Consider the following 11947-nt stretch of genomic DNA (forward strand, 5'->3'; position numbering starts at 1 on the left):
GCGGCGCGCCCACCAGGACGTGCGCGGCGCGCCCACCAGGACGTGCGCGGCGCGCCCATCAGGGCGTGCGTGGCGCGCCGCGCACGCCCTGGTGGGCGTGCGCCCTACAGGTAGTGGCGGAACACCACGTGGTCGTCGCTCGCGCGCTGGATCGTGGAATCGGCCCGGGCGTCGGCAGCCCGGCAGGTCGTCGCCGCGACGGGGGCGAACATCGCCAGGAGGCTCAGGAGCCAGCGGAAGGGCCTTGCTGCCATCATGGGATCGCCTCGCCGGATCGGGGAACGGAGGAGGGTGCCGTGACCTGCGATCGCCCTGTGACGGTGGTCGCCTGCGGGCTTCGCCCGTCCTCTCATCCGCGATTCGTGCGGGCTTGGCTGTGCTCGGACGCACGTGGCTCCGGTGGTGGCCGAACAGATGCGGCCGGTCCGGGCCCGGCTGGCGAGGCCCGGACCGGCCGCCGGGGCCTACCGGCCGATGGAGGGGCCGCCGGCCGCGCCCCCGGTGCCGGGCGGCCCGCTGGTGGGCGTGCCGCCGATGTTGACGCCGGGGGTGCTGCCGGGAACGGCGGCCGGGCTCGGATTGCCCGGCACGCTCGGGGCGGGGCGCAGGCCCGCATCCGTGTCGCGCGGGGTGGTGCCGGGGCCGGAGGCCGGGGCTGCGACGCCGGTATTGCCGGCGCCGCCGGTGGGCGCCAGCGTCTGGGCGGCGGCGGGTGCCGCCAGGCTCACCGTGAGCACGAGGGCCACGGCGAGGTGTGTGCGCGTCATGAGGGGGTTTCCGTGCGGTTGCTGGGTGCTGACGCAACACCCCGCGCCCGGTTAAGTTCGTGGAGATCGCTCTAGAACGCGAGCTTCATCCCCGCGACAACGTTGCGCGGGGCGCCCGCGTAGATCGATCCCGTCGTGGCCGCGAGGACGGCGGCCCCGTTCTGGAGCCCGGTGGCGGCGTTGAGGCTGTTGGCGAGGTTCTGGGCCGAGGCGGCGTAGGTGGTGTCGAGGAGGTTGCGCACCTCCACGTAGAGGGTGAAGCGCCGGGCGTAGCCGCCTGTCAGTTCGGTCACGTAGTGGAGGTTGGCGTTGAGGATCGTGTAGCCCGGCGCCCGCAACTGGTTGGCATTGTCGAGGAAGAAGCCGTCCTGCACGATCGCCTCGAGGTAGCCGCCGAGGCCGGCGAGCGGCCCGGTCGGCTGGTCGTAGCCGACCCGCGCGAGGAGCTGGTGCGCCGGCACGCCCGGAATCACCTTGCCGGCGCGGTCGAAGCGCTGCGAGAACGCCCCGGCGCTGAGCTGCTCGACGTAGCGCGTGTAGGTCTGGTCGTCGAAGGTGTAGGCGAGCACGCCGCGCCAGCCCGGCGCGAAGGCCCAGTCGGCCCCGACCTCGAGACCGCGATGCTCGGAGGCCGGCGCGTTGAAGGTGTAGCTCTGCAAGCCCGCGCCGGGCGATTGCGAGACGAGCTCGTTGCGGAAGGTCTCGTGGAAGCCGGTGAGGCTGAGGCGCAGGGTCTCGCTGGGGGTCCAGTCGAAGCCGAGGTCGAAGCCGAGATTTTCCTGGGTCCGCAGCCCGGTGTTGTTGCCCGGCAGGCCGGCGGCGGTGACGAACAGGTTGCTCGCGGCCGGCGTCGTATAGCCCGTCGCGACCCGGCCCCGGAACGCCCATTCGATGCTCGGGCGGTAGACCAGGGCGGCCTCCGGCGCCACGTTGAGGAAGCTCCGGTCCGCGTCCGCCACGCTCGTCCGGCGCCCGGCCGCCGAATAGGTGTAGGCGAAGTTGCGCCCCGTGATGCGGGTGTTCTCCGCGCTGATGCCGATCACGCCCGTCCACTGGTCCGACAGCGCCACCTCGTTGCGGGCCCGGCCGCCGAAGTTCGACTGCACCGCCGCCTGCTCGCCGATGAGCGCGCCGAGCGCTGGCCCGGTGCCCAGCGCCCGGTTGAAGGTGGTGATGTGATTGTCGATGGTGTTGTAGGCCAGGGCCACATAGCCGACCGCTGGCAGGCCCATCAGATCGTAGCGCCGGGTCAGGTCCGTCAGCAGGTTCCAGGACGGATACGACCCGCGCGAAGAGGTGGTGTAGAAGGGCTGGTCGAAGTTGCGTTCGTCGAAGCCGACCTGGGCGCGCCAGGTCGTCTGCGCGTCGATGTCGTGTTCCAGACGCGCGGCCACGATGGTGCGCCGGTCGTTGCGCCCGAAATCCGCCTGCGCCGCCGTGACCGGCACGGTCGCCCCGAAGGCGCCGTTGCCCAGGAAGTTCGTCAGGGTACAGCCGGCGGCAGCCGTGGCGGCGATGCCGCAGCCGCGCTGGTAAGGGTTGATCCGGAACTGGTCGAGCGATGAACGCGCCGGCAGATTGGCCTGCACTTCGTTGTTGATGACCTTCAGGGTCAGGCGCGTGTCCGGGCTCGGCGTGTAGCTCGCCAGCAGGTTCACCGTCTGGGTGTCGTAGGACGAATGGCCCTGGTAGCCGTTGGCGCGGGCGTCGCTCGCGAACAGGCTGACCTCGAACGGGCCGCTGACGCCGCCGACCGTGAAGTAGTTGCTGAGGTAGCCGAAGCTGCCCGCATCGGTGCCGATCTCGTAGCCGTCGATCTCGCGGCCGGTGCGGGTGCGGAAGGCGAGCGCTCCACCGGTGGCGTAGTTGCCGAACAGGGCCGATTGCGGCCCGCGGAATACGTCGATGCGGCTGTAGGCGCGCGGGTCCACGAGGTCGAAGCGGGCGGCGCCGTCGGGCTGGGTCAGGATGAACCCGTCCTCCAGCACGACGGTGTTCTTGGTGACCCCGGTGGAGCGGGCGTTGTTGCCCCGGATCGAGATCACGACGTCGCGTGCCCCGTTGCCTTGGCGCACGGTGACGCCCGGACTGTTGACGAGCACCGAGCCGATATTGACCGCCGGCCGGTCCGCGATGGTGCCGGCGCGCCCGACCGAGTCGACCACCTGACCGACCGGGTTCTCGATCACGCTCGGGGCCGAGCCCGGCGGGGCCGAGACGCCGAAGGCGGCGGCGGCTGTGGAGCGTGCGCTCCCGTCGCCGGTGACGGAGAGTTCGGCCAGGGTCACGCCCCCAGCAGGCGCGTCGGGGGTCTGCGCCTGCGCCGGCACGGCGGCAAGCAGCAGCAGGAGCGGGGCGAGGCGCGGCTCGACCCGGGAAACGGGGAACATGGCATGGATCCGTGGTCTGAGAGATCGGGGGGCGGAGCGATCGATCAGACGACGGGAGGGGCGCGCGCGCTGGCGCTGATGCCGGGCGGTGCCCGGGGGGCTGCGGCGATCTCGGGGGGCCAGACGATCGTCCGAGCTGGGCGGACCGGCCAGAGGATCGCGGTGGCCACGAGGAGCGGCGCGGCGAGGGGGGCGACCGCTTGCGCGGCCGTGCAGCAGGCGAGGTGAAGGTGGATCGGGGCCACCGGCTGCGCCGGCTCCTCGGCCGTCCCGGCCTCCTGGAGCCTCGCCTCCGGGAGGCAGAGGCTATGGGCCGGGTCCATCGACCGGTATCCGATCAGGCCGCCAAGCACGCTCTGCAGGGCGAGCGCATAGAGGGCGGCCACGGCGATGACCGCGCGGCAGGCCGCCAGATCGGACCGCGTGATGCGCATGACCCGAGCGCCTAGGGTGGCGTTCCGGCCCCCGTCAATGCGCGGACGCGGCGCGCGCGAACATTCCCGGCCGCTGTGTCGAAAACAGCGCTGTCGCGGCGCCGGCCCGGGCTGCCCGTTCAGGCCCAGCCGAGGGCCCGCAGCCCCATCCCGGCCGCCGCGCAGGCCGCCAGGGTCGGGATCACGCCGAGGCGGAATCGGAACAGGGCCGCGAGGGCGGCCAGCGCCAGGACGAGAGCCCACGGGTTCAGGCTCGCGGGCACGGGCCAGTCGAACCGCAGCGGCCCCGCCGAGACGGTGCGGGTCTCTGCGAACAAGGTGTGGAGGGCGAACCAGACCGCGAGGTTGAGGATCACCCCCGCCACCGCCGCGGTAATGGCCGAGAGCGCTCCCGCCAGGGCCCGGTTGCCGCGCAGGCGCTCCACGTAGGGCGCGCCGAGGAAGATCCAGAGGAAGCAGGGGGCGAAGGTCACCCAGGTGGTGAGGAGGCCGCCGAGGGTGCCGGCCAGGAGCGGGGGTAGCGCCCCCGGGTTCCGGAAGGCGGCCATGAAGCCCACGAACTGCGTGACCATGATGAGCGGACCCGGCGTCGTCTCGGCCATCCCGAGCCCGTCCAGCATCTCGCCCGGCCGGAGCCAGCCGAACTGATCCACCGCCGCCTGCGCCACGTAGGCCAGGACCGCGTAGGCGCCCCCGAAGGTCACCATCGCCATCTGGGAGAAGAACAGCGCGATCTGCGCGAACACCGCTCCGGGGCCGAGAAGCGCCAGGACGAGGGCCACCGGCGCCAGCCAGAGCCCGCCCCAGACCGCGAGCACCCGGAGGACGTGGCCGTGCCCGGCGACCTCCGACACGGCGTCGTCGCCGAGGAGATAGGCCCCGTCGGCGGGCGCCGCCCCCGCCGCCGCATGCCCGCCGGCCGCGAAGTGCGGCAGCCCGGCCCGCGCACCGAGCCAGCCGATGACGCCGGCCCCAAGGACGATGAGGGGAAAGGGCACACCGAAGAGAAAGATCGCCACGAAGGAGGCCACCGCCACGGCGCGCAGGGCGCCGTTGCCGAGCGCCTTGCGGCCGATGCGCAGCACCGCCTGGGCGACGATGGCGAGGACCGCCGCCTTCAGGCCGAAGAACAGGCCCGCCACCGGACCGACCGCACCGTAGAGGGCGTAGACCCAGCTCAGGCCCATGATGGCGAGGAGCCCCGGCAGCACGAACAGCCCACCCGCCAGGACGCCGCCCCGGGTGCCGTGCAGGAGCCAGCCCACATAGGTGGCGAGCTGCTGCGCCTCCGGCCCCGGCAGCAGGGTGCAGAAGTTGAGGGCGTGCAGGAAGCGCCGCTCGGAGATCCAGCGCCGCTCCTCCACGAGGATGCGGTGCATCACGGCGATCTGCCCGGCCGGGCCGCCGAAGGAGAGGGCGGCGATGCGCCCCCAGACCGGCAGGGCCTCGGACAGGGAGGGCAGGGGCGGGGGCAAGGCGGGAGACGAGGCGAGATGCAAGTCAGGTGGCGAGGGCGGGGGCGTTCCTGGTCCGGCCATCGCGGGGTCTCGCCTCGGGCCTTATCGGCCGGTCTCGGGAGGCGAGGCGTCGTCGATGCCCGGGCCGGCGTCAAGCCTCCAACGGGATCGGCCTCAGGGGGCCTTGGCGGGCGGGAAGGCGGTACCGGGGCAATTGGCGGCCAAGCCGGTCTCGCCGACCCGGTCGGGCGCGCAGGCGGGGATCGCCGGCCGGCCCCCGTTCTCGATGCGGGCCTCCTGCAGGCGCTCGAACTTCCAGAGGCCGAGCCCGACCACGACCAGGATCGCCAGGAGGGCGGCGCCCGCCAACGGCAGCCAGCGCGGCATCAGCGGGCGCTCGCGCCGGCTTCGGGCACCGCCTGGGTGTGGGCCGTATCGCCGTGCTTGACGAAGGTGAACAGGATCAGCCCCGCCAGAAGGGCGACGGCGGCGATGAAGACGGGAAACAGGCGACGCATCGGAGAAAGACCACATTGATCGGACGGACCGCCAGATTCTCGCGGGCGGAGGCGGGTAACGCACGGACGGGCCCCGGGGTCGCAGAACCCGACATCACGAATTCGGCGGTGGGCGGGGAACGCCCCGTCAGCCGCGCGACCCGACCCGCTGACCGGCCTCGCCGTAGCCGAGCCGCGCGCCGGCGCGATTGACGATTCCGAAGCGCAGCACCGCCTGCTCCAGGTAGTCGATGGCCGCGATCAGGGCGCGCCGCGCCGGCTCGACGGCCTCCGGCTCGTCCTCGGGCGGGGTCTCGGCGAAATTGACGGCGGTGATCAGCACCCGGTCGCGCTCGTCCTCGATCCGGCGGTCGCGCTCGACCCGGCCTCGAACGTCGGCATCGAAGGCGGCCAGAACCGCGAAGGGAAAGTCGTCGCGGCGGGTGCCGCTCGGATAGGCCAGAGCGAGGCGGCGGCCACGCTCGGCCGCGTTCCGGACCAGGTCCGCGAGCTTGGCCTCCGCGAGATTGGTGTTCGCGGGCTTGGTGCCCGGGATTTTGGCGTCCGGAATTTCGGCGTCCATCGCGGTGTCTCGTGCCGCCGGACGGCCCGGCGCCGGGGCAACGCGCCCGTGCCGGGGACCGGTTCCGGCCGCGCACCAATCGCGCCCGGCCGCGTTGTCGCTGCATGAGCGCCCCCACATCGACGTCCACCGTCTCCGGACCCCGCCTCGGCTTCTGCTGCAAGTTCATCCTCGAGGCGCCCCCCGAGCCCTTCAAGACCCTGAGGGCCGCCCGCGAGGCGACCCTGCAGATGAACCTCACCCACGCCACCATGGCGCACCTGAAGACGCTGGCGCCGGCCGCGCGCCGGGCCAAGATCGAGGGCCTCGTGCGTCACAACCTCGGCGCCCTGGAGCGCCAGGTGGCCTGGGTCGCGGCCCGCCCGCCGATCGAGCGCCTGCTGCGGATCGCCAGCAACGTCCTGCCCGGCTACACCCACGCGGTGGCGCAGGACGTCTACGCCGAGCCCGAGATGCGCCGCCTCGTGGAAGAGGGCCTCGCCCGGATCGGCGACATCGCCCGGGCGGGGGCGGTGCGCCTGAGCTTCCATCCCGGCCCGTTCTGCGTCATCGCCTCGCAGAACCCGAATGCCCAGCGCAACGGCATCGAGGAACTCGAGCACCACGCCGAACTCATGGCGATGCTCGGCTACGGCCGCGGCTGGCATCCGCACGGGGCCCATATCAACATCCATGTCGGCGCCCGCGACCCCGGCATCGAAGGCTTCCGCGCCAGCCTGCCCAAACTCTCGCAGACAGCCCGCGACCTCCTCACGGTCGAGAACGACGAGAATTTCTTCGGATTGGATACGGTGCTGGGTCTCGCCGACGTCGTGCCGGTGGTGCTCGACCTGCACCACCACTGGGTCGAGAGCCGGGGCGAATACATCGCGCCCGACGATCCCCGAATCGCCCGGGTCCGCGACTCCTGGCGCGGGGTGCGGCCGGTCGCCCATATCAGCGTCTCGCGCGAGGGCCTGCTGGAGGGACACGACCCCGGCGCCCTGCCGGATTTCACCACCCTCACCGAGGCCGGTCACAACTGGCGGGATCTGGCCGCCCATTCGGACATGATGTGGAACCGGGCCGTGAACGCCCTGGTGGCCCGCCACATGGCCTGGGCGGATTTCGAGATCGAGGCCAAGTCCAAGAACCTCGCCTCGGCCGGCATCGCCGCCGAGATCGCCGCGGCGCTGCCCACGGCGCAGATCGAGGCGGCGGCGTGACGGCTCCCGCAGCCTCGCCCGTGTGGAGCCCCGCCCTCCGCGCCGTTAGAAGTCCATGGATGCCGAGAGCAGGAACGTCCGCGGGGTGCCCTGGCTCAGAATGCCCCGGCCGGTCGAAGCCCAGTAGTTGTTGCCCGTCACGTTGACGACGTTCGCCCGCAGGGTGAGCGGCCGGTCCTGGAACGTCGTGGCGTAGCGCAGGCCGACATCGAGCGTCGCCCAATCCGGGATCTTCTGGCTGTTGGCGAGGTCGTAATACTGCGCCGACGTGTAGATCACACGGCCGGTGAGCGTCAGGCCCGGGATGAAGGCCGGCGGCAGGTCGTACTCACCGTAGAGGTTGAGCTGCATGTCCGGGACGCCCACCGCGACGCGCCCGACATTGCTGGGATCCTGCGCCCGCACCTGTACGCCGTCGAGCAGGCTGAGGCCGCCGAGGACGCGGATACCCGGCACCGGCTCGCCGAACACGGTCAACTCGACGCCGCGGTTGCGCTGCCGTCCGTCGACCGAGAACACAAGGGTACGGGTGTCGAGGAAGCCTGAAGGCTGCTCGATCTCGAAGGCGGCGAGCCCGACGCCGACCGTGCCGAAATCGTACTTGGCACCGACCTCGGTCTGGCGGGAGACGAAGGCCGGAAAGGCCGCGGTGGCGTTGACGGCGTTCACGGGTGGAGCCGGGGAAGTCAGGCCCTCGATGTAGTTGGCGTAGAGCGAGAGGCGCTCCAACGGCTTCACCACGAGGCCGAGGCCCGGCGAGAAGGCGCTGCTGTCGCTCGAACCGGTCCGGAAACCCGTGACCGGGTTGTAGGCGTTCACATCGAGGCTCTGCCAGCGGCCGCCGAGGGTGAGCAGCACGCGGTCGTCGAGGATCGACATCGTGTCCGCGATGGCGATGCTGCGGTTGATCCGGCTCGACGTGCGCGGCGTCGCGTCCGACAGGCCGAGGGTCGAGCGCGCGGGCAGGTAGACCGGTGCGTAGAGGTTCGAGACGATCGGCGCGCCGACGTTCTGCGCGGGCGCCTGGGCAAGGTCCTGCCAGAACCCGACCGCAGCCAGGCCGAAGCTGTGCTTGACGGGGCCCGTCTGGACGGTGCCGCGCAGACCCGCCTCCGCCGTCTCGTTGACGATGTGGAACGGCAGGTAGCTGATCGGGTCGCGGTAATCGCCGCGCGCGTTGAAAATGGTCAGGATGCCGCCGAAGTACTCCTGCCGAAAGTTCGAGATGCCGTAAGCGCCGTAGATGGTGAGATCGGGGGTCAGGTCGTACTCGACCCGTGTCGCGAGCTGCTGGGTGGCGCTGTCGCGATACTCCCACGGCTGTTGCTGGTTCGAGGTCAGGTCCGGCGCGCGGGGGATGCGCACGCCCGCCGCCACGTTGCGGTTGCGCAGCGGCGAGGTGAAGTCGAGTTCCTGGTGGCCGAGATCGAGGCTCGCCCGCAGGCGCTCGCCGCGATAGTCGAGAGCCAGCGCTGCGACCCCGAAATGGACGCTCTGGTTGTCGATCGGGGTGCTGCCGTTGTTCAAGGCGCCGTTGAAGCGGATGCCCCACTCCTTCGTGTCGCCGAAGCGGCGGCTGATATCGACGGCCTTGTAGATCTGGGCGTCCGAACCGTAGCCGAGGGTGACGCGGTTCAGCGGCTCCTCCCCCGCGCGCTTCGGGATCAGGTTGATGACGCCGCCGATATTGCCGAAGGGCGGCACGCCCGAGAGCAGCGTGGAGGGGCCGCGCAGCACTTCGACACGCTCGATCGGCTCGATCGCCGGGTTGAAGTTATCGGCGACGCCGAACAGGCCGTTGAAAGCGATGTCCTGCGCGAAGACCGGGAAGCCGCGGATGAAGAAGCCGAGGATGCCCGAGAAGGCGGGAACGTTGGTGCGGATCGACGGATCGTTGTTGACCACGTCCTGGACGTTGCGGGCCTGCTGGTCGCGGATCAGCTTGTCCGTGTAACTTGTTGCGCTGAAGGGCTGATCGAAGACGTTGCGGTTGCCGAACAGCCCGAGCCGCGAGCCAGAGCCGACGATCCCGCCGGGATAAGCCGGCGGCGGCGCTCCGACGACGCCCGTCGCCGAGGCCGGCGGCGCTTGCCCGTTGCCACGCCCTTCCACCGAAAGCTCATCGAGCCGGACCTCGTTCTGGGCGAGCGCGTCGGACGCGGCCCCGACGGCGATCAGCAGGGCGAAGGGGAAGCTGACGGAACGGCTTGCGTGGCTCGACATGCGGACGCGACCCCAGAGTCTGGTGGGGCAATCGAAATCCGTAGCCCCTCGCGCCTCCCTTTCGACAGATGTTCGGCGCTTACAATAGGCTAAGCGAGGCAATTACGAATGATAAAAGCCTTGTTGAATCCATGTTACATTGCATAAATATAATAATTAAAAGGTGAATCTCACTGCCCGATGACCCACGAAGGCCTGCTCCGGCCCTCCAGGAACCGAGGCTGCATCGGATAAGCCGCGCGGCATCCCATCGCGAAGCTCACGCGAAATCATTCGCGGGCAGGGCGGCGATGCCGGCGGCTCGGATAGGCCTTCTCGGCGCGACGCGGCTCTCCGCCCCGACGGATCTCGGGCCTCTCCAATATCCGTCGCGCTTCCGGGGTTGGGGCTGTCGGGCGCCCCTCACCCGATCGAGGCCAGCGGCGGCGCCCCCTCCTGGCCTCTCTCCACAAGGGGAATGCCGCCCTCAGTGGTCGTGGTCGTGCCCGTCATGGTCCGGCAGGGTCAGGCCGAAATGGCTCACCAGGTCCTGCACCTGGGCCGGGCTGAGATGGCGCGGGTTGAGGTTGCGGAGCAGCAGGTAGAGCTTGGCCGTCTCCTCCAGTTCCTCGGTAGCGAAGACCGCGTTCTCCAGGGTGGTGCCGGCCACCACCGGGCCGTGATTGGCCAGCAGCACCGAGGCGTAGCGGCCGGCGAGCCCCCGGATCGCGTCCGCCACCGCCGGGTCGCCGGGGCGGTAGTAGGGCACCAGGGCGGTGGCCCCGGCTCGCATGAGGTAATAGGGGGTCAGCGGCGGCAGCACCGCCTTCGGGTCGATCTCGGGCAGCATCGACACCGCCACCGCGTGGGTCGAGTGCAGGTGGACGATGGCGCGCGCCTCCGAGCGGCTGTCGTAGAGGGCCGCGTGCAGCGGGATCTCCTTCGTCGGCGCGTGGCCCGAGACCAGGGCGCCGGTGGCGTCGAGGCGCGAGATCGTGGCCGGGTCGAGGAAGCCGAGCGAGGCGTTGGTGGGCGTCACCAGCCAGCCGCCGTCGTCGAGGCGGAGCGAGATATTGCCCGACGAGCCCGGCGTCAGGCCGCGCTCGAACAGCGAGCGGCCGAACCGGCAGATCTGTTCGCGAAGCTTCGAGTCGCTCATGGCAATCCTTCAGGTCACCGGAGGAGGGGACGGTCTCAGGCGGTGGCGCCCGCGATCAGTTCGTAGCCGAGATCGACTGTCTCGGCCGGGCCGTCGGCGGCGAGGCGCTCGACGGCGACCGCGCCGATCTCCAGGCGCGGGGTGCGGATGGTGGTCAGGGGCTGGGGCATCGCGGCGGCGATGTCGAGGGCGTTGAAGCCGAACAGGGCGAGGCGACCCGGCACCGCGACCCCCTCCGCGAGGCAGTGGAAGTAGCCGCCGAGCGCCATATCGTCGTTGGAGAAATAGACCGCGTGGAGGTCGGGCCGGCGGGCGAGGAGCCGCCCCAGGGCCGCGCGCCCGGCCGCCGCCGAGGAGGGACCGGGCGCGATCTCGGTCTCCGCCAGGGGGTGTCCGGCCTCACGCAAGGTCTCGCGGAACCCAGCGAGGCGCTTGGCCGCGCGCAGGTCCCGCGTGATGTCGTGGCCGACATAGCCGATGCGGCGGTAGCCCCGCGCCAGGAGGTGCCGGGCGCTGTCGCAGCCGACGCCCCGGTTGGAGAACCCCACCACGATGTCGAGGCCGTCCCCGTCCGTGTCGATCATCTCGACGATGCGGATGCCGGAGGCCCGCAGGCGCGCGACGGCGCCCGCCGTGTGCTCGAGGCCGGTGACGATGAGGCCGGCCGGGCGCCAGGAAAGGAGGGCGCCGATCAGGGCCTCCTCGCGCTCGGGGTCGTAATCCGAGACCCCGATCACGCTCTGGAAGCCGTCGTGGTCGAGGGCCGCGTTGGCGCCGCGCAGCAGGTCCGGGAACACGATGTTGGTGAGCGACGGGATGATGATGCCGACGAGCTTGGCCCCCGCCGTGGAGCCGGAGCCCGCCAGCATGCCGGCGAGCCGGTTCGGCACGTAGCCGAGGCGGGCCACGGCCTCCGCCACCCGGTCCTGCGTGCGCTTCGAGAACGAGCCCTGGTTGCGCAGGACCCGCGAGACCGTGCTCTCGCCCACACCCGCCGCGCGGGCGACGTCGGACAGGGTCACGAGCCGGCGCTCGGGCTCATGCACGTTCATCGCTGGGTCCGTCCTGGGTTGGGGCTCGGGAGACTTCGGAGCGGGAAAGGCCGGAGCCGAAGACCCCCATAGGAAGACCCCCATAGCAAGGTTAGCCGACCACAACAATCAGATTGGCAGCGCTGCCAAACCCTGTTATCCAAGATGCAAGCGCTGCCAAAACGAGTCGCGCCACGACAAGAAGCTGCAACGTCAGAACGG

12 protein-coding genes are annotated in these 11947 nt (G+C 71.1%); 1 reads left to right on the top strand and 11 read right to left on the bottom strand.

All coding sequences use genetic code 11. The features are described 5' to 3' along the window. Positions 1-104: 104 nt before the first annotated feature. The 8 genes from MFF30_RS16345 to MFF30_RS16375 all read right to left on the bottom strand — a co-directional run bounded on the left by MFF30_RS16345 (position 105) and on the right by MFF30_RS16375 (position 6128). Positions 105-257 (bottom strand): hypothetical protein, encoded by a 153-nt coding sequence (locus MFF30_RS16345; protein ID WP_238280542.1) that lies wholly within the window; start codon positions 255-257, stop codon positions 105-107. A 207-nt stretch (positions 258-464) separates the two neighbouring features. After that, entirely contained in the window at positions 465-767 is a 303-nt protein-coding gene (locus MFF30_RS16350) for a hypothetical protein (RefSeq protein ID WP_238280543.1), read from the bottom strand. Between the two features lie 71 nt (positions 768-838). Beyond that, positions 839-3157: a TonB-dependent receptor family protein gene (locus MFF30_RS16355; protein ID WP_238280544.1), complete on the bottom strand. Its 2319-nt coding sequence runs from the start codon at positions 3155-3157 to the stop codon at positions 839-841. Between the two features lie 44 nt (positions 3158-3201). Then, positions 3202-3591 (bottom strand): hypothetical protein, encoded by a 390-nt coding sequence (locus MFF30_RS16360; protein ID WP_238280545.1) that lies wholly within the window; start codon positions 3589-3591, stop codon positions 3202-3204. A 119-nt stretch (positions 3592-3710) separates the two neighbouring features. Beyond that, on the bottom strand, positions 3711-5129 hold the full coding sequence (gene chrA, locus MFF30_RS16365) for a chromate efflux transporter (protein WP_238280546.1): 1419 nt from the start codon (positions 5127-5129) through the stop codon (positions 3711-3713). A gap of 93 nt (positions 5130-5222) precedes the next feature. Further along, positions 5223-5435, bottom strand: a complete 213-nt coding sequence (locus MFF30_RS16370) for a hypothetical protein (RefSeq protein WP_238280547.1) — start codon at positions 5433-5435, stop codon at positions 5223-5225. Further along, positions 5435-5566, bottom strand: a complete 132-nt coding sequence (locus tag MFF30_RS25995) for a hypothetical protein (RefSeq protein WP_283205910.1) — start codon at positions 5564-5566, stop codon at positions 5435-5437. The genes MFF30_RS16370 and MFF30_RS25995 overlap by 1 nt, the downstream gene beginning before the upstream one ends. A gap of 127 nt (positions 5567-5693) precedes the next feature. Further along, complete coding sequence (locus tag MFF30_RS16375) at positions 5694-6128, bottom strand: hypothetical protein (protein WP_238280548.1); 435 nt, start codon at positions 6126-6128, stop codon at positions 5694-5696. 104 nt (positions 6129-6232) lie between these two features. Here MFF30_RS16375 and MFF30_RS16380 point away from each other — a divergent pair, with 104 nt between their 5' ends. Then, positions 6233-7333 carry an apurinic/apyrimidinic endonuclease family protein gene (locus MFF30_RS16380; RefSeq protein WP_238280549.1) on the top strand — a complete coding sequence of 367 codons (1101 nt, stop codon included), beginning with the start codon at positions 6233-6235 and terminating at the stop codon, positions 7331-7333. A 45-nt stretch (positions 7334-7378) separates the two neighbouring features. On the opposite strand, the gene MFF30_RS16385 is transcribed toward MFF30_RS16380, so the two are convergent. The 3 genes from MFF30_RS16385 to MFF30_RS16395 all read right to left on the bottom strand — a co-directional run bounded on the left by MFF30_RS16385 (position 7379) and on the right by MFF30_RS16395 (position 11746). After that, entirely contained in the window at positions 7379-9556 is a 2178-nt protein-coding gene (locus MFF30_RS16385; RefSeq protein ID WP_238280550.1) for a TonB-dependent receptor, read from the bottom strand. Positions 9557-10022: 466 nt separating this feature from the next. Then, positions 10023-10694, bottom strand: a complete 672-nt coding sequence (otnC, locus tag MFF30_RS16390; RefSeq protein ID WP_238280551.1) for a 3-oxo-tetronate 4-phosphate decarboxylase — start codon at positions 10692-10694, stop codon at positions 10023-10025. 35 nt (positions 10695-10729) lie between these two features. Continuing rightward, a complete protein-coding gene (locus MFF30_RS16395) occupies positions 10730-11746 on the bottom strand; it encodes a LacI family DNA-binding transcriptional regulator (protein ID WP_373320921.1) in 1017 nt (338 codons plus the stop codon). Positions 11747-11947: the final 201 nt, after the last annotated feature.

The organism is Methylobacterium goesingense, from assembly GCF_022179225.1.
GTDB classification, from domain to species: Bacteria; Pseudomonadota; Alphaproteobacteria; order Rhizobiales; family Beijerinckiaceae; genus Methylobacterium; species Methylobacterium goesingense.

What these genes read in the sequence shown, in the direction of transcription:
- MFF30_RS16345 (WP_238280542.1), bottom strand. Translation starts at nt 257, where the DNA reads ATGATGGCAGCAAGGCCCTTCCGCTGGCTCCTGAGCCTCCTGGCGATG.
- MFF30_RS16350 (WP_238280543.1), bottom strand. Translation starts at nt 767, where the DNA reads ATGACGCGCACACACCTCGCCGTGGCCCTCGTGCTCACGGTGAGCCTG.
- MFF30_RS16355 (WP_238280544.1), bottom strand. Translation starts at nt 3,157, where the DNA reads ATGTTCCCCGTTTCCCGGGTCGAGCCGCGCCTCGCCCCGCTCCTGCTG.
- MFF30_RS16360 (WP_238280545.1), bottom strand. Translation starts at nt 3,591, where the DNA reads ATGCGCATCACGCGGTCCGATCTGGCGGCCTGCCGCGCGGTCATCGCC.
- chrA (WP_238280546.1), bottom strand. Translation starts at nt 5,129, where the DNA reads ATGGCCGGACCAGGAACGCCCCCGCCCTCGCCACCTGACTTGCATCTC.
- MFF30_RS16370 (WP_238280547.1), bottom strand. Translation starts at nt 5,435, where the DNA reads ATGCCGCGCTGGCTGCCGTTGGCGGGCGCCGCCCTCCTGGCGATCCTG.
- MFF30_RS25995 (WP_283205910.1), bottom strand. Translation starts at nt 5,566, where the DNA reads ATGCGTCGCCTGTTTCCCGTCTTCATCGCCGCCGTCGCCCTTCTGGCG.
- MFF30_RS16375 (WP_238280548.1), bottom strand. Translation starts at nt 6,128, where the DNA reads ATGGACGCCGAAATTCCGGACGCCAAAATCCCGGGCACCAAGCCCGCG.
- MFF30_RS16380 (WP_238280549.1), top strand. Translation starts at nt 6,233, where the DNA reads ATGAGCGCCCCCACATCGACGTCCACCGTCTCCGGACCCCGCCTCGGC.
- MFF30_RS16385 (WP_238280550.1), bottom strand. Translation starts at nt 9,556, where the DNA reads ATGTCGAGCCACGCAAGCCGTTCCGTCAGCTTCCCCTTCGCCCTGCTG.
- otnC (WP_238280551.1), bottom strand. Translation starts at nt 10,694, where the DNA reads ATGAGCGACTCGAAGCTTCGCGAACAGATCTGCCGGTTCGGCCGCTCG.
- MFF30_RS16395 (WP_373320921.1), bottom strand. Translation starts at nt 11,746, where the DNA reads ATGAACGTGCATGAGCCCGAGCGCCGGCTCGTGACCCTGTCCGACGTC.